The 21,208-nt window shown below is 68.6% G+C and carries 18 protein-coding genes and 1 tRNA gene; 6 read left to right on the forward strand and 13 right to left on the reverse strand.

Annotation, left to right across the window (positions count from 1 at the left end; translation table 11 throughout):
- Positions 1-6: 6 nt before the first annotated feature.
- The 3 genes from ABD143_RS35550 to ABD143_RS35560 all read right to left on the reverse strand — a co-directional run bounded on the left by ABD143_RS35550 (position 7) and on the right by ABD143_RS35560 (position 4,362).
- The gene (locus ABD143_RS35550; protein WP_343987345.1) at positions 7-651 is read right to left on the reverse strand and encodes a TetR/AcrR family transcriptional regulator; all 645 of its coding nucleotides are present in this window, start codon (positions 649-651) and stop codon (positions 7-9) included.
- An 86-nt stretch (positions 652-737) separates the two neighbouring features.
- On the reverse strand, positions 738-3,935 hold the full coding sequence (icmF, locus tag ABD143_RS35555) for a fused isobutyryl-CoA mutase/GTPase IcmF (RefSeq protein WP_343987348.1): 3,198 nt from the start codon (positions 3,933-3,935) through the stop codon (positions 738-740).
- A gap of 163 nt (positions 3,936-4,098) precedes the next feature.
- Complete coding sequence (locus ABD143_RS35560) at positions 4,099-4,362, reverse strand: hypothetical protein (protein ID WP_343987351.1); 264 nt, start codon at positions 4,360-4,362, stop codon at positions 4,099-4,101.
- Positions 4,363-4,435: 73 nt separating this feature from the next.
- On the opposite strand from ABD143_RS35560, the gene ABD143_RS35565 reads away from it, so the two are divergent.
- A complete protein-coding gene (locus ABD143_RS35565; protein ID WP_343987354.1) occupies positions 4,436-5,188 on the forward strand; it encodes a maleylpyruvate isomerase family mycothiol-dependent enzyme in 753 nt (250 codons plus the stop codon).
- Between the two features lie 7 nt (positions 5,189-5,195).
- On the opposite strand, the gene ABD143_RS35570 is transcribed toward ABD143_RS35565, so the two are convergent.
- Positions 5,196-6,647, reverse strand: coding sequence for an MFS transporter (locus ABD143_RS35570; RefSeq protein ID WP_343987357.1), 1,452 nt, complete (start codon positions 6,645-6,647; stop codon positions 5,196-5,198).
- A 51-nt stretch (positions 6,648-6,698) separates the two neighbouring features.
- Between ABD143_RS35570 and ABD143_RS35575 the strand changes: the two genes are divergently transcribed.
- Entirely contained in the window at positions 6,699-7,415 is a 717-nt protein-coding gene (locus ABD143_RS35575) for a TetR/AcrR family transcriptional regulator (protein WP_343987360.1), read from the forward strand.
- A gap of 47 nt (positions 7,416-7,462) precedes the next feature.
- Here the strand turns inward: ABD143_RS35575 and ABD143_RS35580 are convergent, their stop codons facing one another.
- From ABD143_RS35580 to ABD143_RS35595, 4 genes are all read right to left on the reverse strand, one after another.
- Positions 7,463-8,230, reverse strand: coding sequence for an endonuclease domain-containing protein (locus tag ABD143_RS35580; protein WP_343987364.1), 768 nt, complete (start codon positions 8,228-8,230; stop codon positions 7,463-7,465).
- Between the two features lie 368 nt (positions 8,231-8,598).
- The gene (locus tag ABD143_RS35585) at positions 8,599-9,123 is read right to left on the reverse strand and encodes a GNAT family N-acetyltransferase (RefSeq protein WP_343987367.1); all 525 of its coding nucleotides are present in this window, start codon (positions 9,121-9,123) and stop codon (positions 8,599-8,601) included.
- Between the two features lie 5 nt (positions 9,124-9,128).
- Complete coding sequence (locus ABD143_RS35590) at positions 9,129-10,739, reverse strand: alkaline phosphatase D family protein (protein ID WP_343987370.1); 1,611 nt, start codon at positions 10,737-10,739, stop codon at positions 9,129-9,131.
- Positions 10,740-10,797: 58 nt separating this feature from the next.
- Positions 10,798-11,745, reverse strand: a complete 948-nt coding sequence (locus ABD143_RS35595; RefSeq protein ID WP_343987372.1) for an ROK family protein — start codon at positions 11,743-11,745, stop codon at positions 10,798-10,800.
- A 70-nt stretch (positions 11,746-11,815) separates the two neighbouring features.
- Here ABD143_RS35595 and ABD143_RS35600 point away from each other — a divergent pair, with 70 nt between their 5' ends.
- Positions 11,816-12,871, forward strand: a complete 1,056-nt coding sequence (locus ABD143_RS35600) for a DoxX family protein (RefSeq protein WP_343987375.1) — start codon at positions 11,816-11,818, stop codon at positions 12,869-12,871.
- Between the two features lie 169 nt (positions 12,872-13,040).
- Complete coding sequence (locus ABD143_RS35605) at positions 13,041-13,613, forward strand: DinB family protein (RefSeq protein WP_343987378.1); 573 nt, start codon at positions 13,041-13,043, stop codon at positions 13,611-13,613.
- Positions 13,614-13,618: 5 nt separating this feature from the next.
- On the opposite strand, the gene ABD143_RS35610 is transcribed toward ABD143_RS35605, so the two are convergent.
- Positions 13,619-13,834: a VOC family protein gene (locus tag ABD143_RS35610; RefSeq protein WP_343987381.1), complete on the reverse strand. Its 216-nt coding sequence runs from the start codon at positions 13,832-13,834 to the stop codon at positions 13,619-13,621.
- A gap of 126 nt (positions 13,835-13,960) precedes the next feature.
- On the opposite strand from ABD143_RS35610, the gene ABD143_RS35615 reads away from it, so the two are divergent.
- Positions 13,961-14,035: transfer RNA gene (locus ABD143_RS35615), tRNA-Ile, on the forward strand.
- A gap of 271 nt (positions 14,036-14,306) precedes the next feature.
- Here the strand turns inward: ABD143_RS35615 and ABD143_RS35620 are convergent.
- Positions 14,307-15,821: a hypothetical protein gene (locus ABD143_RS35620; RefSeq protein WP_343987384.1), complete on the reverse strand. Its 1,515-nt coding sequence runs from the start codon at positions 15,819-15,821 to the stop codon at positions 14,307-14,309.
- Between the two features lie 259 nt (positions 15,822-16,080).
- Between ABD143_RS35620 and ABD143_RS35625 the strand changes: the two genes are divergently transcribed.
- Complete coding sequence (locus ABD143_RS35625) at positions 16,081-17,106, forward strand: glycoside hydrolase family 26 protein (protein WP_343987387.1); 1,026 nt, start codon at positions 16,081-16,083, stop codon at positions 17,104-17,106.
- On the opposite strand, the gene ABD143_RS35630 is transcribed toward ABD143_RS35625, so the two are convergent.
- From ABD143_RS35630 to ABD143_RS35640, 3 genes are read right to left on the reverse strand one after another with little or no spacing between them, the layout of a single operon-like run.
- Positions 17,098-18,174, reverse strand: coding sequence for a glycoside hydrolase family 26 protein (locus tag ABD143_RS35630; RefSeq protein ID WP_343987390.1), 1,077 nt, complete (start codon positions 18,172-18,174; stop codon positions 17,098-17,100). The genes ABD143_RS35625 and ABD143_RS35630 overlap by 9 nt on opposite strands.
- On the reverse strand, positions 18,167-19,486 hold the full coding sequence (locus ABD143_RS35635) for a glycosyltransferase family 2 protein (RefSeq protein WP_343987392.1): 1,320 nt from the start codon (positions 19,484-19,486) through the stop codon (positions 18,167-18,169). The genes ABD143_RS35630 and ABD143_RS35635 overlap by 8 nt, the downstream gene beginning before the upstream one ends.
- A gap of 12 nt (positions 19,487-19,498) precedes the next feature.
- The gene (locus ABD143_RS35640; protein WP_343987395.1) at positions 19,499-21,040 is read right to left on the reverse strand and encodes a glycosyltransferase family 39 protein; all 1,542 of its coding nucleotides are present in this window, start codon (positions 21,038-21,040) and stop codon (positions 19,499-19,501) included.
- Positions 21,041-21,208 lie beyond the last annotated feature (168 nt).

Consider the following 21,208-nt stretch of genomic DNA (forward strand, 5'->3'; position numbering starts at 1 on the left):
TCTCGATCAGGGTGACGCCGGCTGGATCTTGTCGAGCGCTGCTCGAATCGCGGCCGCGTCTTCAACGCTGAGCATGGGGTGCGAGTAGATGTCGACCAGGGTCCGGGCGAGGAGCTGATCTCCGTCCGGACTGAACACGTCGACGCCCATGTTGCGGGACAGGTGCGGGTGGAGGATCGATACGGCCAGGGCCATCGCGGTGATCACTGCGGCCCGGGACTTGCGGTCGACGTCGGGGGGATCGGGACGGCTCTTGTCGGCATCCACGAGCCACCGCTCACTCATCCCGACCATCTCGTCGAACACGGCCGCCGCAGATCCCTCTGCCAGAGACCGCGCGAGATACCGCTGGTAGGGCCCCACTGCCGCCCGGCCGACGGCCACATAGTTCACGTCGGCCGCCGTCGGATCGGCCTGGGCCTGGTCGTTGAGCCTTCGCATCACTTTGATCAAGTAGGCGTCGCACTCCTCGCGCAACCCCTGCTTGGAGCCGAAGTGGTGGCGTACCAGCCCCGAGGACACTCCTGCGGTCTCGGCGATCCCGCGGATCGTCGCCTGCTCGAACCCGCGCTCGCCGAAATGCAGCATCGCCGCGTCCCTGATGCGGGCGCGGGCGGTCAGGTCCTCGGGGTCCGGCAGGGGACTATCCACGCGAGCAACGTACTACTCAAGAAGGCAGTTGGCTACACACTTGTGTAGTCAACGAGGGGGTCATGCGACCAGAGCGGGGCGGCACGTCACATGTTGCGCCGGTACTGCCCGCCCACCTCGAAGAACGCGTCGGTGAGCTGGCCGAGCGAGCACACCCGAGCCGCCGTCATGAGCTCGTCGAACACGTTGCCGTCGCCGGTGGCGACGTCCTGCAGGCGGCGGATGGTGGTCTCGGCCTCTCCGGCGTGCCGGGACTGGAAGTCGGCGAGGCGGTCGAGCTGGCTCTGCTTCTCCGCCTCCGTGGCGCGGGCCAGCTCGATCTCCTGCTGCGCCTCGCCGCCTTCCCGCACGAACGTGTTGACGCCGACGATCGGCAGCGACCCGTCGTGCTTGCGGTGCTCGTACAGCAGTGACTCGTCCTGGATCTTGCCGCGCTGGTAGCCGGTCTCCATCGCGCCGAGCACGCCGCCGCGCTCGGAGATCCGGTCGAACTCCGCCAGCACGGCCTCCTCCACGAGGTCGGTCAGCTCGTCGATGATGAACGACCCCTGCAGCGGGTTCTCGTTCATCGACAGGCCCCACTCGCGGTTGATGATCAGCTGGATCGCCATCGCCCGCCGCACGGACGACTCGGTGGGCGTGGTGACGGCCTCGTCGAACGCGTTGGTGTGCAGGGAGTTCGCGTTGTCGTAGAGCGCGCAGAGGGCCTGCAGGGTGGTCCTGATGTCGTTGAAGTCCATCTCCTGCGCGTGCAGCGACCGCCCGGATGTCTGCACGTGGTACTTGAGCTTCTGCGACCGCTCGTTCGCCCCGTACTTGTCCCGCATCGCGACGGCCCAGATCCGGCGCGCCACGCGCCCGATCACCGAGTACTCGGCGTCCATCCCGTTGGAGAAGAAGAACGAGAGGTTGGGTGCGAAGTCGTCGACCGCCATCCCACGCGCGAGGTAGCTCTCGACGAACGTGAACCCGTTGGCGAGCGTGAAGGCGAGCTGGCTGATAGGGTTCGCCCCGGCCTCGGCGATGTGGTAGCCGGAGATCGAGACGGAGTAGAAGTTCCGCACCTTGTGCTGGATGAACCACTCCTGGATGTCGGCCATCATCCGGAGCGAGAACTCCGTGGAGAAGATGCAGGTGTTCTGGCCCTGGTCCTCCTTGAGGATGTCGGCCTGCACCGTGCCCCGCACGTTCTGCAGCGCGAACGCGGTGAGCTCCTCGCGCTCGCCTGCGTCCGGCTCGCGGCCCTCCTCGGCGCGGAAGCGCTCGATCACCTGGTCGATGGCCGTGTTCAGGTAGAACGCCAGGATGGTCGGCGCAGGACCGTTGATCGTCATCGAGACGGACGTGGTGGGCGAGGTCAGGTCGAACCCGCCGTAGAGCACCTTCATGTCATCGAGCGTCGCGATCGAGACGCCGGACGTGCCGACCTTCCCGTAGACGTCGGGGCGGGTGCCGGGGTCGCGCCCGTAGAGCGTCACGGAGTCGAACGCCGTGGAGAGGCGCTTGGCCTCGGAGTGCTCCGAGAGCAGCTTGAACCGGCGGTTGGTGCGGAACGGGTCGCCCTCGCCCGCGAACATGCGCCCGGGCTCCTCGCCGTCGCGCTTGAACGCGAACACCCCGGCGGTGAACGGGAACCGGCCGGGCAGGTTCTCTGTGCGCAGGAACCGCAGCAGCTCGGCGTCCTCCGTGTACCGGGGGAGCGCCACGCGCGGCACCTTGTTGCCCGAGAGCGTCTCGCGCGTGAGCTGGGTCCGCAGCTCCTTGTCGCGGACGCGCACGACCATCTCGTCGCCGGAGTAGGCCTCGACGACCTGCAGCCACTCGTCGAGCAGCGCGGCCGACTCCGCCGGGAGCGCCTTCTCGGCCCGTTCCAGGGCCTCGGCGACGGGTTCGCCGACCTGCTCGTAGGCCGTACGCAGGTGCTGTCGCGTCCGGGCGGCGTCGATGTGCGCGGCGGAGGCCGCGTGGTAGCCGCGGACCGTCTCGGCGATCTCCGCGAGGTAGCGCACCCGCTGCGGCGGGATGACGGCCGCGTGGTCGCTGGAGGTCTTGCGGTCGGTGCGCGGAAGACGCCCGTCGGCGACGGTGAGCCCGCTCCCGGCGAGCTGCTCCTTCAGGAACTGGTAGAGCGCGGTCACGCCGTCGTCGTTGAACGTGGCGGCGCTGGTGCCGAAGACGGGCATGTCCTCCCAGCTCGCGCCGAACGCCTCCCGGTTGCGCACGAGCTGGCGGCCCACGTCGCGGCGGGCGTCGGCCGCGCCCCGGCGCTCGAACTTGTTGATCGCCACGGCGTCGGCGAAGTCGAGCATGTCGATCTTCTCGAGCTGCGACGCCGCGCCGAACTCCGGCGTCATGACGTAGAGCGAGCGGTCGACGAGCGGGACGATGCTGGCGTCGCCCTGCCCGATGCCCGGCGTCTCGACGATCACGAGGTCGAACCCGGACGCCTTGAGCACCGCGATGACGTCGGAGAGCCGGTCGGGGAGGCCGCTCTCTGTGCCCCGCGTGGCCATCGAGCGGAAGAAGACCTGGTCGCCGCCCAGGGAGTTCATCCGGATCCGGTCGCCGAGCAGCGCCCCGCCGCCGCGGCGGCGCGTCGGGTCGACGGCGAGCACGGCGATGCGGAGCTTGTCCTCCTGGTCGAGGCGGAACCGGCGCACCAGCTCGTCGGTGAGCGAGGACTTGCCGGAGCCGCCGGTGCCGGTGATGCCCAGCACGGGCACCGGGCGCTGCGGCGTGAGGTCGAGCCCGGCAGGCAGCCGGCCGGTCTCGGCGAGGGTGAGCGCCCTGGCGACGGTGGTCGGCTCCCCGGTGAACAGCCCGTCGAACGACTCGGGCGGGGTGGCCGCGAGGTCGACGTCGCACTCGCGGATCATCAGGTTGATCATCCCGGGCAGGCCGAGTCGCTGGCCGTCCTCGGGGGAGAAGATGCGGGAGACGCCGCGCGAGTGCAGCAGCTCGATCTCCCGCGGCACGATCACGCCGCCGCCCCCGCCGTAGACCTTGACGTGCCCGGCGCCGCGCTCGCGCAGCAGCTCGACGAGGTAGCTGAAGTACTCGACGTGCCCGCCCTGGTAGGAGCTGATTGCGACGCCCTGCACGTCCTCCTGGACGGCCGCGGCGACCACCTCGTCCACGGAGCGGTTGTGGCCGAGGTGGACGACCTCGGCTCCCTGGCGCTGCAGGATCCGCCGCATGATGTTGATCGCAGCGTCATGCCCGTCGAAGAGACTCGCGGCGGTGACGAACCGCACCGGGTGGGTGGGCACGTGAAGCTCAGCCATGCGATTTAGTTTGGCTTCCGAGTATCGGACGTGCAAGCGATCTGACACGACGTGACGAAGAGGACTCCCGTCAGGCAGTAGACGTGACGAAGTGAACTCCCGCAGGGAGTAGGCGTGACGAAGAGGACTCCCGTCAGGGAGTAAAGGCGCTGATCAGCACGGGTCAGGCGGCGCGCTCGATCTCGATCGTCGGCATCTCGACCGTCGGGCGGTCGTCGGGCATCGGACGGGCGGGCCGCGAGCGGCGTAGGCGCCGGGTGACCAACGGCAGCACGGCACCCAGGGCGACCAGCACGGCCCCCGAGGCTGCGATGGAGGCGGCGGCGGCATCCGGCGCGATCATGACCAGCACGAACGCGGTACCCGGCCACCACATCAGGGCCCGGAGCGGGGCGGGGACCGTCCAATCCCGTTTGTCTGGCGCCATGGTGCGATTCCTACCCGGTCCCGTTCGAGTCCATGCGGCCACCCCCATGTTTCCGACGACTACGGTGCGTGGCATGGACTACACCGCCGCCCGGGCCGAGCAGAACGCTGTGCTCGTTGAGCTGTTGCGCGATGCCGACCTTGCCACCCCGGTGCCCACGTGCCCCGGGTGGACCCTGCAGAAGCTGCTCGCCCATGTGGGGCGGGGCGACCGCTGGGCCGCGGTGATCGTACGGGATCAGGCAGACGGCCCCGTGGACATCCGCACGGTCGCCGACGGCCAGCCCCCGGAGGACCCGGACGGCGCCCTGAAGTGGCTGGCCGAGAGCGTTCCGGTGCTCGCCGACGCCGTCGTCGCGACCGGTGCCGACACGCCGGTCTGGACGTTCACCGGCCCGAAGCCGGCAGGCTGGTGGGTGCGCAGGCGGTTGCACGAGTCGGTGGTGCACCGCGCGGACGCCGCCACCGCGCTCGGCCTGCCATACGAGGTCGAGCCCGCGCTGGCCGCCGACTGCGTCTCCGAGTGGCTCGATCTCCTCGACGCCCGTCCCGCGGACGCCGACGCTCCTCTGCTGTCCGGCGGGGCGACACTCCACCTGCACGCCACGGACGACGGGCTCGGCGAGCACGGGGAGTGGCTCGTGCGGCTCGACGGCGGCCGGGTGGTCTGGGAGCACGGGCACGGGAAGGGCACCGTTGCCGTGCGGGGGAGTGCCGCCGACCTCCTCCTGGCCGTGCTGCGGCGCATCCCCGCCGACGACGAGCGGCTCCAGCTCATCGGCGACGGGGACGTCTGGCGGACCTGGCTGGACCGGACGCCGTTCTGACGCGCGCTCAGCCCGGCGCGTCCTCCGCGCGGGCGTGCCGGGGCAGCGCCCCGGCGAGCGCCCCGCTCAGCAGCACCAGCGCGACCGTCCACCCCAGCACCGTCTGCATCGCCCCGAGTGAGTCGCCCGCCTCGAACATCGTGAAGAAGACGGTGCCGAGCACGGCGACGCCCGCGGCGCTGCCGAGCTGCTGGTTCGCGTTCAGCACGCCGGAGGCCGAGCCGACCATCGGAAGGCTGACCCCCGCGAGCACGATCTCGAAGAACTGCGTGATGAGCAGCCCCATCCCGATCCCGCAGAGGGCGAGCCCCGGCGCGAGGTGCCAGCCGCTGACGGCCCCTCCTCCGGTGAGCGCGAGCGCCAGCGCCACGACGCCGATCCCCAGCGCCATCACCACGGCTCCAGCCTGCATCAGCGTGCGCCCGAACCGCCTGCCCAGCCCGGCCCCGCCTGCGATCGCGCCTGCGGCCGTGCCGAGGGCCCACGGCGCCTGCGTGAGCCCCGCGGCGAGCGCGCTGAAGCCGAGCGCGATCTGCAGGTAGAGCCCGAGCGCGAACACGAGCCCGGTCATCCCGGCGAAGAAGACGAGCCCGACGACGAGCCCGGCCGTGAACGCCCGCGTCCGGAACAACGCGGGCTCCACCAGCGGGGCGCGGCCTGCGGCCCGGCGGCGAACCTGGTGCAGCGCGAACAGCACAAGGACCGGCACCGACGCCGCCATCATCGCGAACACCCAGCCCGGCCAGCCCAGCTCCCGGCCCTGTACCAGCGGGAAGATCAGCAGCACCAGCCCGGTGCTGACCAGCAGCATGCCGACCGGGTCCGGCCGCGGGCCGTCGTCCGCGCGTGACTCTGGCATCACCTTGGCCGCCAGGGCGAGGCACGCGAGCCCGATCGGGACGTTGACCAAGAAGATCGTGCGCCACCCCACGCCGCCGAGGTCCCAGGCGATGAGCGCGCCGCCGAGGATCGGCCCGGCGACGGCCGCTAGCGCGATCGCAGGCCCGAACGTGCTGAAAGCCGTGCCCAGCTCCCGCGGCGGAAACATCGACTTGATGACCCCGAAGCCCTGCGGGATCAGCACGGCCCCGAAGAGGCCCTGCGCGACCCGGCTGGCCACGAGCATCTCCGGGGAGGCGGCGAGCCCGCAGAGCGCGGACGCCGCCACGAACCCGACGAGCCCCACGAGGAACATGCGGCGGCGGCCGTAGAGGTCGCCCAGCCGGCCCCCAGTGATCAGCCCGACGGCGAACGCGAGCGTGTAGCCGGCAGCGATCCATTGCAGCACGGTGCTGTCGCCGCCGAGGTCGGCCTGGATCGACGGCGCGGCGACTCCGACGACGGTCGCGTCGAGCAAGTCCATGATCTCGGCCGTCAGCACGGCGGCGAGGGCGAGCCAGCGCCAGCGGTACGGCTGCGGGTCCGTGGTGGTGGCCTGATTTCGAACAGTGTTCGTCACGAACGATGTTCTACTAACGAACGCTGTTCGTGTCAAGTACACTGTTCGACCGTGAGTGCTGCCGTGCCGGAACCTCCCTGGTGGACCCCTCGCAAGACGGCTCAGCGGCGCTCGCCGCTGAGCCGGGAGGCGATCGTCGCGGCGGCCCTCAAGATCCTGCGGGCCGAGAGCATCGACGCCGTGAGCATGCGGCGGGTGGCGGCGGAGCTCGGCACGGGCCCGGCGTCCCTCTACGCACACGTGGCGCACAAGGAGGAGCTGCTGGAGCTGGTGTTCGACGAGGTCAGCGGGGAGATCCCGCTCCCGGACCCGGACCCGGCCCGCTGGCGGGAGCAACTCCGCACGCTCTGGACCGACTCGCACACCGCCCTCGCGCGCAACGGCGACATCGCCCGCGTGGTGCTCGGTCGCGTTCCGATGGGCCCGAACGCGCTGCGGATCGCCGAGCGGACGCTGGAGATCCTGCGTGCGGGCGGGGTGCCCGACCGGGCCGCTGCCTGGGCGGTCGACGTCGTCGGGATGTACATCGCCGCCAACGCCATCGAAGGGGCGGTGCACAGCGCCAACCAGAAGGCGGGCCGCGACCCCGGCGAGCACTACGCGGCGGTCGCGCGTCACTTCGCCGCGCTGCCCGCCGACCAGTTCCCGACGATCGCCGCCCTGGTCCCGGCACTAACAGCAGGCGACGGCGACGACCGCTTCGCGTTCGGCCTAGACCTACTGATTGAGGGCCTGAATTCGCAAACCGGGCGCATTGTGGAGCCATGAGGCCGTGAATGGGGCTCCGTGAACGGCACTTCGGTTCCATACTGCGCTCATGCGTAGAGGGCTTCTCGTATAGCTCTTCTTACCTTTCCTGGGTCTCTCAGCATTGGGGCCGTTACGAAGACCACCCGCCAACCGGCCGCCTGCACGCGGTTCAGGCGGTCGCGGTCGCGGTTCAGCGCCCAGGTCTCCCCGTCGCGCCAGTCGCCGTCGTACTCGACCGCGACCTTGTGGCGGGGGAAGGCGAGGTCGACGCGGGCGATCCGCCCGGTGCGGTCCTCGATCCAGTACTGCGGCACCGGGTCCAGGCCGTCCAGCACCAGCAGGACCCGGACCTTGGACTCCGGCAGCGACTCCGCCCGCGGGTCGGCGAGCTCCGCCGCCCGGCGTGCCACGACGATCCCGTTGTCGGACCGTGCTCTGACCATCCGGGCGACGGCTGCCCGTGTGACCAAGCGGGCGCGCAGCACCGCGTCCAGGTCCGCCACGGCGTCGGGAAGCGGGCGTGCCAGCAGCAGGTCGAGGGTGAGCCGGAGCGGAGTGGCGATCCGCCCGTACTCCCATGGCTCCCACTCCTCGGGCGCGATCGTTGTGCGCCGCACGTCGAGCCCGTGACGGCGCCCCAGTCGCATCTCCAGCGGTGCGACGACGTTGACAGGGTCCTCGGGCCAGCAAAGACGCACGCCACGGACGGTCGCCGCCGAACGCCCCGTGATCACCGCCCCCGCGGGCAGCGCGAGCGTCATCGCAAGGCACCGCAGCTCATGGGTGACCCGGCGCGGGTTGACGGTGTACACGTCACGAGCCAGCCGGGACACCCCACGTCCCCGAAGCTGCCCGGGAGTGAGCGCGCCGCACGCCACCGCATGAGACCCACGGAACACGAGAGGAAAAGATGAGCGATCCATACGAGAACAATGCAGGAGCAAGAAGACCGCGAGGCCAACAGGGGAAGAGTTATCCACACCCCCCACCCACAGGCGCGTTGCGGAGCCAAACGCGCCTACGGAGCCTGAGGTCAGCGTTGTGGAGCCATAACGCGCCCCTACCGCCCCCCGGCGCATTATGGCTCCATAACGCGCCTCACGGACCCTATGAAAAGCGTTGTGGAGCCGTACCGCGCCCTACAGACCTCACGGACGGAGTTATGGAGCCAAAGCGCGCTCTACGGAACCTCGGCAGCGCGCTATAGGTCCTCGCGTAGCAGTTCCATCAGCAGGCCGTCGTGCCACGTGCCGTCGGTCGAGCGTTCGTAGCTCCGCATCACGCCTACCGGCTGGAAGCCCGCTCGCCCGCAGCTGCGGATGGCCCGCTCGTTCTGTGCGGCCGGGTCGATCACCACGCGGTGGTGGCCCTTCGCGCGGAACAGGTACTCCGCCATCGCCCGCATCGCGTCGCAGCCCAGGCCCTGCCCGTGGTGGGCGGGGTGGACGGCCAGGTCCATCGCCGCGTGGCGGTGGTCGGGGTCGTTCTCCTCGCGGTAGATGATCAGCCCGACGACCTCGCCGGCCAGCTCGACCGCGTAGCCGTGGGGGCCGAGCAGCTCGCGGCGCACGCGCTCCAGGTCGTAGCCGCCCCACCAGAGCGCGATGTCGGGGTGGCCGAGGATCTCCAGGAACACCGGAACGTGGCCCGCCGTGGTGGGCCGCAGCACCACAGTCTGTCCGGCGATCGGGTAGGGCGTGTCGGTGGTCGGTGTCGTCGGAGTCATCCGCGTCATCCCGTCAGGTCGAGCCGCGCGAGCTCCACCAGCGCCGCGGACGAGCGCGGCTGCTCGAAGAACACCTCGGCGGTCGGGCCGTTGATGTCGAGCGTTGCGATCGTGTTGCCGAACAGCGGCCCCGCGAGCCGGCGCCAGGACAGCGGCGGCGGCGGCGCACCCGCCCGCCGCGCCCAGCGCTCGGCAAGCCGGCTGGCGACGCGGGACCAGCCCAGCCGGAACCCCGGCCGGATGAACCACTGCATGCGGTTGTGCACGGGCGAGCAGGTCAGCTGGTGCACCCGCCCACGCGGCCGGCTCGGCAGGTCGGCGCGAGCGACGTAGCTGTGGTGGACGTCCCCGGACAGGACGCTGACGGTGGCCGGTCCGTTCGCGGCGGCCCGCTCGATCATGGCCGTGAGCCGGTCGAAGGACTCCCGGAAGGCCGCCCAGTGCTCCATGTCGGCCGCCTGGCGGACGGCCTCGGCCAACCGCCCCCGCCTGCCCGGACGGGCGGCGGCGATCTCGTTGACCGTCTCCAGGTCGCCGATGGCGTGTGGCAGCAGCCACGGCACGGACGTGCCGATCATCAGGTGCTCCACCTGGCCGGGCGCCTCTGCCTGCCGCTCGATCCAGGAGAACTCCGCCTCGCTCAGCATGCGCCGGCCGTTCTCCAGGATGCGGCCGTTGCGCGAGTCGATCATCAGGAACCGGCTGCACCCGAGGTCCCAGCGGTAGCTGAACCGCACGCCCTTCTCACCGTCGGTCTCGGTGTCGGCGCGGTCAGCGAGCTCGACCAGCAGCGGCCAGACGTCGCCCTCGTACTCGATGATCTTGCGGTAGTCGGCATCGGTCTCCAGCTCCTCCATCGGGATGTTGCCGATGTGCTGGTAGACCCAGTACGACGCCAGCGCGGACCGGATCCGGTCGCGCCACCACGGCTTCCTGCGTATCTGCTCCCGCCAGGTGGCGGAGGTGTTCCAGTCGTCGCGCACGTCGTGGTCGTCGAAGATCATCGCCGTGGGCACGGTGGACATCAACCACCGGATCTCCGGGTCGGTCCACGAGTCGCAGTAGAGCCCGGCGTACTCGTCGAAGCCCACGATCTCGTCGTCCGGCCAGTCGGGGTGCCGGTCGCGGCGGCTGGCGATGCGGCGGCGGTTCCTGGGGGTGAGCTCATCGGCGTAGACCTGGTCGCCGAGGAGCAGGAGCGCGTCGGCCCACTCCTCCTTCGGGAGGGTCGCCATCCGCGCCGCGTAGGCGTCAAGCGCGTCGATGCCCAGCTCGGCGCTCTGCTTCCGGTCGGCGACCTTCGCAAACCGGCAGGACCCGAAGATGATCCGGTGCCTGCTGTCGGGCGCCCGGCCTCTCGTGCGGATGACGCTGGGCGGGAACGGGTGCGCGGTGGGCGGCCAGACCTGGTCGCCGTCGACCTCGACCGTGTAGGGCGTGCTGGAGCCCGGCTCCAGCCCGGTGACGGGCACGAGCGCGTAGTGGTGCCCGGCCACGTCGAACGTGCGGGCGGAACAGCCCAGTACCGAGACGGTGGCCGCGTCGTGCGTCTGCACCCAGACGGACGCGGTTGTCTCTCCCACGTGGCGCAGGACCGGACCGAGCGCGAGGGGCACGTCGCCCACACTAGTGAGTGACACGTTCGGCGGGATGCCTCGAAAAGCTCGAAGCGGCTCAGACGTACTCGAGCGCGAGGAGCGCCGCACCGATCTTGCCGGCGTCGCCGCCGAACTTCGCCGGGACGATGGGCGCGACGCCGCGGGCGGCCGGCGCGTACGCGTACTCGCGGGCCGCGACGCGTGCGGGGGCGAGCAGCAGCTCGCCCGTCTCGACGAGCCCGCCCCCGACGACGACCGCGTTCACCTCGAAGATGTTGGCCAGCGACGCGATCCCGACGCCGAGCCAGCGCCCGAGCCGCGCGAACAGCGCCTTCGCGGCCTCGTCGCCCTGCTCCACGGCCTTCACGACAGTGTGGCCGGTGACCTCGCCCTCCTCACGGCCCAGCCGCGCGATCAGCCCGTCGGGGTCGTCGGCGGCGGCCTCCCGGCCCATCCGGGTGAGCGCGGTGCCGGACGCGAACGCCTCGAAGCAGCCGTAATTGCCGCAGCCGCAGAGGGGGCCGTCCGGGTTGAGGATGATGTGGCCGAGTTCGGCGCCGAGGCCGGTGGGGCCGCGGTAGATCTTGCCGTCCATCACTAGCCCGCCGCCGATGCCGGTGCCGACGGTGACCAGCACCATGTGCGGGTACGGCTCGCCCAGCCGGGCCTCGGCGAGGGCGGCGACGTTGGCGTCGTTGTCGACGATGACGGGCAGACTCGTGGACTTCTCGAGCTGCTCGCGCACCGGCCAGTCGCGGTAGGCGTTGTTGGGGGCCCAGAGCATCCGCCCGGCGGGCCACTCGACGATCCCGGCCGCGCCGACGCCGATCGCCACGACCTCGTGCTTCGCCCGGAACCGGTCGATCAGCGACAGCAGCACCGCGGTGACTGCCCCCGCGTCCGACTCCTCGGGTGTGGGCTCCACGAGCTCGTCGACGACTGTGCCCTGCTTGTCGACCACCGCGCCCGCGATCTTGGTGCCGCCGATGTCGAGTCCGATAGCCAGCCGGTTGGGCGTCGTCACCTCCGAATGATGCCACCCTGATTGATCGATACAGCGTTTGGGAGGCAGGAGCCTCGGTAAACCTCTCGACATGCTCCTTCGACGTGTCGCACGCCCAATGCTCGCGGCTCTGTTCATCCAGGGCGGCATCAACACTCTGAGGGCGCCGGAGGGCCATGCGGCCGCGGCGAGGCCGGTGATCGACGCGGTGGCGCCTGCCATCGACAAGGCCATCGAGATCGCGCCCGTTGAGCAGCGCCCCGACGACGTGATGCTCGTCAAGATCGACGGCGCGGTGAAGATCGTCGCGGGCACCTTGCTGGCGTTCGGGAAGTTCCCGCGGCTGGCCTCAACGGCGCTCGCCGCGTCGCTCATCCCGACGACGTTCGCCGGCCACCGCTTCTGGGAGGAGACAGACCCCGAGCGCAAGCGGGAACAGCAGATCCACTTCCTCAAGAACGTGGGCCTGCTCGGCGGCCTGATGATTGCCGCGGCCGACACCGAGGGGAAACCCTCGATCGCCTGGCGCAGCCGCAAGGCCGCCGAGCTCGCGGCCGCCGCCGCGGCGGGGCAGGCCGCCTCCGTGTCCGGCACCGCCCACGAGGTCAGCGGGCGCGTCGCCGAGGCCGCGCATGAGGTCAGTGGCCGGATCTCGGGCACCGCGGCTGAGTCCAAGGGCAAAGTGGCTGGTCTCGCCGCCGGCCTGGCCGGCCTCGCGCCCGCGGCGGGTGCCGCCGTGACGTCCCACAAGCCCCACATCGGCGCCGAGCTGTCCTCGCGCGCGGAGGAGATCTCCGCCGAGTGGGCCAAGCGCGCCGCCAAGACCCGCAAGCGCGCCCAGAAGCGCGGCGCGAAGCTGCAGAAGGCGGCGGAGAAGCGCAGCGCCGAACTGCAGAAGCGGGCCGCGAAGCGCAGCGCGGAACTGCAGAAGGTCGCGGGCCAGAAGGTCGCTGCCATGGAGAAGGCTGTGGAGAAGGCCTTCGAGAAGAGGGCGCACGCCCAGAAGGGGCCGGGCATCCTCGACCAGGCCACGAAGCTCGGCCACGACGTCGCCGTACGGGCGTCCGCGGTGGGCGCGGAGGTCGTGCACCAGGCGGAGGGCGCCGCGAAGGACGTACGGAAACGCGCCCGCGCGATAACCCACTAAGCACCAGGCGCGTTACGGAGCCATAACGCTGTCCGTAGGGCCCGTAGGGCGCGCTCTGGCTCCATAACGCTGTCCGCGTGTGGAGCACCGAAGCATGAAGTTTAATCTTGGGTGTGTCTGACATCGACATGACTGACCGCGGTCTGCCAGGGCGAGTTCGGCTGAACCCGTGAAGGACGATCTCCAGCGCTACCTGCAGGCCGCCCGCGACGCCGTCCTCTGGAAGCTCGACGGGCTGTCCGAGTACGACGTCCGGCGCCCACTGACCCCTACGGGCACGAACCTGCTCGGGCTGGTCAAGCACCTAACCGCCGTCGAGGTGGGCTACTTCGGCGACACCTTCGATCGCCCGTTCCCTGAACCCGTGCCCTGGGCTTCCATGGACGCCGAGCCCAACTCGGACCTGTGGGCCACGGCCGACGAGACGCGCGACTACATCGTCGGCCTGTACCGGCAGGCGTGCACGCACGCGGACGCAACGATCGAGGCGCGGGAGCTCGACTCAACCGGGCGCGTGGTGTGGTGGCCCCCGGAACGCCAGGTCATCACGCTGCACCGGGTCCTCGTGCACATGATCGCCGAGACCCACCGCCACGCCGGGCACGCCGACATCGTCCGGGAGCAGATCGACGGCGCCGTCGGGATGCGGCGCGACAACGACAACATGGCCCCGGGCGACGAGGAGTGGTGGCAGGCGCACTATCGGCGGGTGGAGGAGGCGGCCCGGAAGGCCGGCGGCTGACCACGTCACATGCGTTTGAGCATGCGCTGGCCAGCGGCGTTGCCCGCGTCGGCGTCGGCGGTGAGGCCGATGTCGGAGTCCCCGACCCGAAGCCCGACGAAGAACAGTGGACCGTCGGTGGGGAAGCTGGTGGTCTCCTCGGCGTCGAGGAGGCCGGTGTAGAAGCGGAGAAGGCGCTCGATGTCGCCCGTGACGATGATCGGCTGGATGGTGCTGGGCACACGGTCCTCCTGGCTCGGTGATCGGTGCTGTTGTGACTCGGCGGCGAGGCGGAAGTCATCGGCGGGAGCACGAAGGGCTGGCGGGCGGTGGTGACGGGCACCCGTTCGGTAACCTTCGTGCCCTCAGGGGCGGTAGCTCAGCTGGTCAGAGCAGCGGACTCATAATCCGTCAGGTCGTGGGTTCGAACCCCACCCGCCCCACCGTCTGACCAGGGATTTCTCGGAGGCGGGCGCGGGGGAGCGTTGAGGAGCTCCCGAGCGGTGCCCTGCGGTGTCGGTCTACATCGCCGACGCCCACCGGGCCGTGGCCGAGGATGGGTGCACGGTCGCTACGTGCTCACGCCCTAACCAGCTCGTCCACCCAGGCGCTCGCGCTCCACTTGTGCTAAGACCTGGGCCCCGTGTCAAGCACCACGCACTCGACGCCCTCGTCAACCGCCTACCTCACCGCCGGACCGGCGCGGATCGCCGATCAGAACGGTGTGAGGACGATCAGGGAGACCGCGTTGCGGTCCAACTGGAAGCTGGTCGTGAGGCTCGCCTGCGGGGGAAGTTCGTACCGCTCGACTCGTTGCAGATCGGAAAGGGCCGGGTCGAAGGCATAATTGCTCGTCGTCGCGTCCACCAGATAGCGCTCGACGAGAATGTTTCCGTTCCGGTACTCGTGCGGCAAGTCATTGATCGTCAAGTGGACGTCGTAGGTGCTGGTGCCGTCGATCCATTGATAGTTCGTGGCGAGTACGGCGACGCCGGAACGATCCCGCGAGGCGACTACGTTGACCCCCATTCCATTGTCGTCCAGCGAATCCGAGATCGCCGCCAAACGTCGACTCTTCAGCTTCCGCTGCATGGCGACCACGTTGTAGTACGGGTACACCTGGCCGTCGGCCCCGTCGACCAGCATCGACTTGCGGTCGTTTTCGCCATGATCCCAGACCCAGTGCATGACCATGTCGGTACCACCCTGCAGGTAGTAGTAGCCGAGCGTCGACATGGCGGCAGCGTGAGCCAGCAGGTCCTCCTCGAACGTGGTCCCAGTATTCGTGCCGGGAAAGACGCCGTACTCGGTGACGAAGGTTGGCGTATCGGGATTCAGGCCACGTTCCGACAGCCACCGCCGCGCGGTCTCTTTCTCGGTCGCCACCGCGGCCGGGTGCGCACCGTTCCGGTACTGGTGATATGAGAGGAAGTCGAGTCGCTTTGCCGGATCGGGGTCCGCTCGGTAGAGGTCGAGGAACTGCTCGGTAAATTCGGACTCGAAGGTGTAGGCCGCTGGGCCGCCAATGTGTAGCCGGACGGCCGGATCCAGTTCCGCGTTTATTTCGTTGACGACGGAATAGCCGATCTTGTACCAGGTGTAGTAGTCTTCGACGTTCATCGCAGGGCGTTCGAACACGGCCGGTTCCCAAGTCTTGTCCGGCTCATTGAACAGCTCGATGTAGCGCAGACTCGGGTAACGCAGCTTGTAGTGGCGGATACCGTTCTTCAGGACGGTCCGGCACTCGTCCGGGTGGTCTGGCGTCATCAACTCCGGATCACACTGATCGAAGTTCGCGAAGATTCGCTTGGACAGTCGCCGGAGTTGGTCGGCGTACGTGTAGAACCGGCTGCTCCCGCCGCTGGAGGCGTAGTTGAAGTTGTAGGTCTCGGTGACGTGGTCGTAGTAGCTCTCGGGCTTGAACCAGCCGCGCACGACGGTAGGTGCCAATTGCGCGATGCGCCGCTCATCGGCCGGGCCGAGTAGCTGCGACGGGCCACTCTGATTCTGATACTCCGCTGGATTGTTGAGCGGACCAACTTCCGCGTCGGCGTCGACGGTCACGGTTGCGTCGCGCTTCGTTGGAACCTCTGCGGTGCCGTTCGCCGGGGACTCGGCGGTGGGCGGTGGCGGCGGCGTGGCCGGTTGGGCGGGCAGTGCAATTACGGCGAGTGTGCCGACGATCACGGAGGCAACCAGCGCCACCCAGAGGGAAGCCTTGTTGGACACTCGCTACCTCCCCGGCTCTCCTCAGGTGCCGTAATTGTCGGCCCCGTCGCGAAGCGCCTTGGTAGGCTCGCTAGTTTCGCCCCATGGCTCGAGTAGGTGAGGATTCTACCGGGGGAAGACCGCATCCGCTTCTGCCGCTACCATAGCCCGGTTGAGGCTATTGCGGACTCTCGGAGGTGGTTGCTCCCCCCAGCCATCTCCGCCGCTTGCTGAGACAGGGCTGGTGTTCCGGGTGGCGTCGAGATTGCGGAGGACGCGGATGGTGACCGCTGCCCGGAAAAGGGCCGTACTGCTACTGACGGTGATGGCGTTGGCCATCGGGCTGGGAGGTTGTGGTCGGGAGAGCGGCCCGGCAGTCGAGGTCGCCGCGCCCGGGGTCGAAGCGCCTAGCCGCGTGTTCGGCGTCGCCACCGACCCGTGGCACGTGGACGAATGGACGGCGGCGGTCGGCGTGCAGCCGACCATGGTGATGGAATTCGAGGCGTGGAGTCGTAACCGTACGATCGACAATCACTTCGCCGAGCTTCGTCGGCAGGGCGTGAAGACCTTCATGCTTACTTGGGAACCGTGGCAGACGGTCAGCGCGGTCAAGGGCAAGGCGGCGCAGTACGCGGAGCAGCCAGAGTTCAGTAACGCGGCGATCGCGGCCGGCAAGAAGGACGACTACATCCGATCCTGGGCCAAGTCCATTGCCGCGTCCGGGTTGATCGTCTACGTACGCTTCGCCCACGAGATGAATGGCGACTGGTATCCGTGGAGTCGCGATCCGGCTGGCTATGTGGCCGCGTGGCGTCACTTAGTGGACATTTTCCGCGCCGACGGGGCGACCAACGCCCGGTTTGTCTTCTCGGTCAATCCCTCAGTCTTCGAGCCGGCGGGCCCATGGGTGGAGAACCTGCGCAAGTACTGGCCGGGTGACGATTACGTCGACCTGCTCGGGTCGACCATGATCAGCTTCGGCGCACGTAAGGATTATCCGGTCCAAGAATTTGTCAGCCGGTTCGAGTTGGCCCGGAGCATATTCCACAAGAAGCTCATCATCACCGAGTTCAACACCGCCGCCGAGGGGCGGGTCAAGTGGCTGGCGGACCTGCGTACCTGGCTGGACATCACGGGTAAGGACTGGGTGGAAGGCATCGTCCTTTCGCAGGCGGAGTCGCGCGGCGCGGCCCAGCTAGGGAGCCAGGTCGGCGACCTCTCGTGGAACGTGATGGACGATCCAGAGACGCAGCCCGTGATCCGCGGCATCCTGCAGGACTTCGAGAGGTCAGGGACCTCATCCTGACCGGGTACCCGCCGGGGCGGGTGCCAGTTCAAGGTTCGTGATTCCAGCACGGAACGCGTTCGTGGACCCGGGCGTGGCGGTGAACCGCCAGTCCTGGGTGCCACCCTCGGCCTTGCTGTACTCGAACCATACGAATCCGACGACCTCCGGGTGCTTCGGGAGCCACTGGAAGAAGTCTTTGATCCAGTTCGCCGCCCGGGAGCTGGGCAGCACGCCGGTCTCGGTGATCAAAATGGGCTTCCGGGTCACCGTGCTGAGGGCGGTCAGGGTGGGCTCGAACACCGGAGCCGCAGTCCGCTCCGGTACGGCATAGCCGACCAGGCCGACCCAGTCGACGTACATGTCGCCGGGGTAGAGTGGGCTGAGGCTGACGTCGGGCACCGGCCGGAGGATGTTCGGGCTCCAGAGCCAGATCGTGTTGGTGGCGCCGACCGTGGTGAAGATGTCGTGCACATGCCGCCATGCACGCACGTACTCGCCCTCCTCGTTGCCGGACCGCCGTTCCGACCACGGATACCAGTTGCCGTTCATCTCGTGGGCGAAGCGGATCGCGACCGGCCACTTGGCGTCCCGCACCGCCGTGGCGAATCGGGTGATGTACGGGTCGAAGTCGCCGTTTTCAATCTTGGAGAGCGCGTAGGCCGGCTGGCTGGTCCCCTTGTCGATGCCCGCCCAGGGCTCCCACGAGATGATCGGAATGGCGCCGAGTTCGTAGCTGCGCGTCACCACGTCTGGCCGGAACTCTTCCGTCCATTTCGTGAAGTTCATGATCATGGTCGGTCTCGCGCCGGCGCTGCCTGAGAGTTCCTCGAACCGCACGCTGGACCAGGGCACGTCCGGCGTGCTGAGGCCAAAGCGCTGGCCGGACCAGGACATGATCTCCGCCATGGTCGGGACAGGCGGAGTCGCCGGCGCCTGGCTCGCCTTCGCGCTGAATGTGGCGGTCGGGTTGGGCAGGTCGGTGATGCTCGGCTTGAGGAGCCATCCGCTGATAACGGCGAGGATCAGGCCGTTGACGACCATCCAGATCTGGAGCCTGCGGCGGGAGGAAGGCTCGTGCTCAGACACCGATCATCACCGAACCGAGCAGCATGAGACATCCCAGTACGTAGGGCACGAGTCGCAGGGGATTGCGCTCCTTCTCACCCGCGAACCCGCCGACTCTCGTACCCCATCCGGCGTTGTGCGCCATGCGGAAGAAGCCGAGCACCCGGACGGGGATCAGCAGCAACGCGTTGATCATCATGAAGACCGGGAGGTGGACTATTTCCGTGGGGCGCTGGGCGAAGTGGCGGCCGAAGCGGATGGCCAGCGAGAGCGTTGTCAGCACTCCGCTCAACACGATGACGAAGGCGACTGCGGCGAGTGGGCTGGCGGGCAGAGGGAGGCCCGTGTAGAGGTCGCTGTGCATACCGGTGACGAGCGTGATCGCCCAGGAGATGCAGGAGCCGACGAGCACAAACGGGACCACGATGTCGGCCAGATAGAACACAGCTAGTAGCGGTGTGTTACGCAGCATCCACTCGAGCATGCGCAATGTGTTGTACTGCGATCCTCTGGCCCAGCGGTACTGCTGCTTCGCAAGCTTCTTAAGCGTGGTCGGCGCGTCCGTATACACCAGGGAGGTCGACTGGTACACGGTCCGAAAGCCGCTCATCAGGGTGTAATTGGTCAGCGTCCGGTCATCGCTGACCTCAAGGAAGACGCCGAGGAACTTGTCACCTAGGAAGCGGTCCATCGAGCGCACCAGGATCGACCGGCGGAACGCGATGGTCCGGCCCGGTAGGCAGCCGACCGTTCCGAGCACGCTCATCGCGGGCATCGAGTACTCGTTGCGGACGTTCTCCAACCAGTCCGCCCACCGGGTCAGCTCACTACGCCCGGGATCGAGAATCCGCTGCCGGGTGGTCACTCCGCCCACCCGTGGGTCGCGGAACGGCTTTACCAGTTCGGAGAGGGTGCCCATCGTCCAGGTCGTGTCGGAGTCGACGAGCACCGCGATGTCCGAGGTGGCCAGGTCCACGCCCACCTTGAGCGCGTTCCGCTTACCCGGGATGTCGGTCCAGATCCAACGCACGCCGAGATCGCTGCAGATCTTCTCCAGCACCTCGTTCCGCGGGCCATTGATGACGACGATCACCTCGGTGGGCCGCTGCTGCAGGATCCGTTGCAGCACCGATCGAAACAGTTGCTCCGGTTCGTCAACCACCGGAATGATCACCGAGGTCGTGACCTCGTACGGGGTCGTCCACGGCCGGTAGTACTTGGCCAGGGTGACCCGCAGGATCCAGAGAACCCAGATCATCAACATGAAGACGGCGAACAGGAAGAATTGGCCACTCGCCGTCCAGGCCTTTATCTGGAGGATGAAGGCGAGCACCCTATGCCACCGTTAGTGCGCCGCCGGCTGTGCTGCCGGCGCCGCGGTAAACAAGGTGAGGGTCAGTCCGGTCGGCCGCCAGGTGCGCTCGATGAGGTACCGGGTGCGCAGCTCGCCGTCTTTCGCCGCGGGCATCTCCGCCAGGACATCCTCGGTGGGGCCGGCGCGGAACAGCCAGACTCGTGGTGCGTTGTCGAGACACTTCGAGACATCGACGCACTCCTCGGCGAATGGTTGACCGGCGGTACGCGGTTCCCGTGTTTTGAGTACGTCCTTGGGCTGCAGTTGCAGCGGCAGATAGCGGGCGACGAGATCGCGACCGATCTGCCCGTCGGTCTGCCAGGGACCGTAGACGATGACGTCGCCCGCCTTGAAGTTCTCCGCGAGCACCATGGCGACCTCCCTGGTCGCCTGCCCGTGTCCATCCTGCCCCCGCACGGCGATATGGGAGGGCAGCGCCAGGAGCGCGACCACCAGCGCTACGAACACGCCGCGGACGACGGGCGTCCGGAGCAGCGCCATGGCCGCGAGTGACGTCCACGCCGGCACGGTGAAGAGCAGTGCCTCGGCCTGCCAGGCCGGACTGAACCGACTAGCGGCGTAGAGCGCGAGGAGTGGTCCAATGGCCCACGTCGTGAAGATCACGCCAGGCTTCCGGAACGAGAAGCTGAGCAACCCGAAGCCGACGACGACACCGCCGAGCAGGGCCGCGCCGAAGAGATCCTGCGGCAGCCGGACGACCTCGGGGAGATCCACCGGCGAGGTCCAGTCGAAACCCGGTTGAGGCGTGCGAAGCAGGGAGAAGAGGGCTGCGGTCGGTGCCAGGCTCAGCAGCGCCGTCCAGAACCAGCCGACGAAAACTCGGCGATGCACGGTGAGGACGGCGATACCGTGGCCGACGAGCAGAATCAGGGCGGGGGCACTGGCCAGGCCGAGCAGGACTACGGCGAGGCCGTACCCGACCATTCGGCCAAGGCCCGGTCGGTTGAAGAGTTGTACCAAGCAGAAGGTCGCCAGCGTCGCAAAGCAGATGACCAGCGCCTGCGGACCGATTTCCTGTGCATACCGAGAGGTCGTGGGCAGGATCGCGAAGAAGAGTCCGGCGAGAAAACCGACCCCCGGCCTCAGCAGATCGGCGCAGGTGAGGGCGACCAGCGCTGCCGCCGCGGCCATGGCCAGGATCGACGGGAGCCGCAGCGAGAAGTCGGAGGTGCCCAAGACCTCGGTCCACACCTTGAGTCCCAGGTAGTACGGGGCCGACGTCGTGCTTACGCCGGTGCCCAGCACGGGGATCGCCTCCCGCCATGGGAGATGCACGAAGCCCCAGGCGTCGAGTTCGGCGTCCTGCTGGCTGGGCCAGGTTGCGCGAATCAGGCCGAGCGTCACCATGAGTAGCGCAGGCAGCAACCAGGCCACGTTCCGCAACGCCCGACGTTGCCCGACAACGCGCTCCTCGTTGTCCGGCTGCTCCAAGGCGTCGCACTGGGCGCGTGTTTCGCCGGATGGCGGCACGCGTTGTTGTCGCAGAAGGGCGGTCTGGTCGTCAGTGAGCATCCGAGTCACCAAATAAGCAAACATAAGATTCGCATGGCGGGCCAAGGGGAGTTGTGCGTGCCGGGCTAGGTGGCCCCCCAAACCATGCGACAGTTCGTTGGTCCTGGCATCAGTCAGCCTCGTTGAGGCGTCAGGATTTTAGCTGCATTGGCGGCCTACCGATCGAGT

It is taken from the genome of Pseudonocardia aurantiaca, assembly GCF_039526725.1.
Classification (GTDB): domain Bacteria; phylum Actinomycetota; class Actinomycetes; order Mycobacteriales; family Pseudonocardiaceae; genus Pseudonocardia; species Pseudonocardia aurantiaca.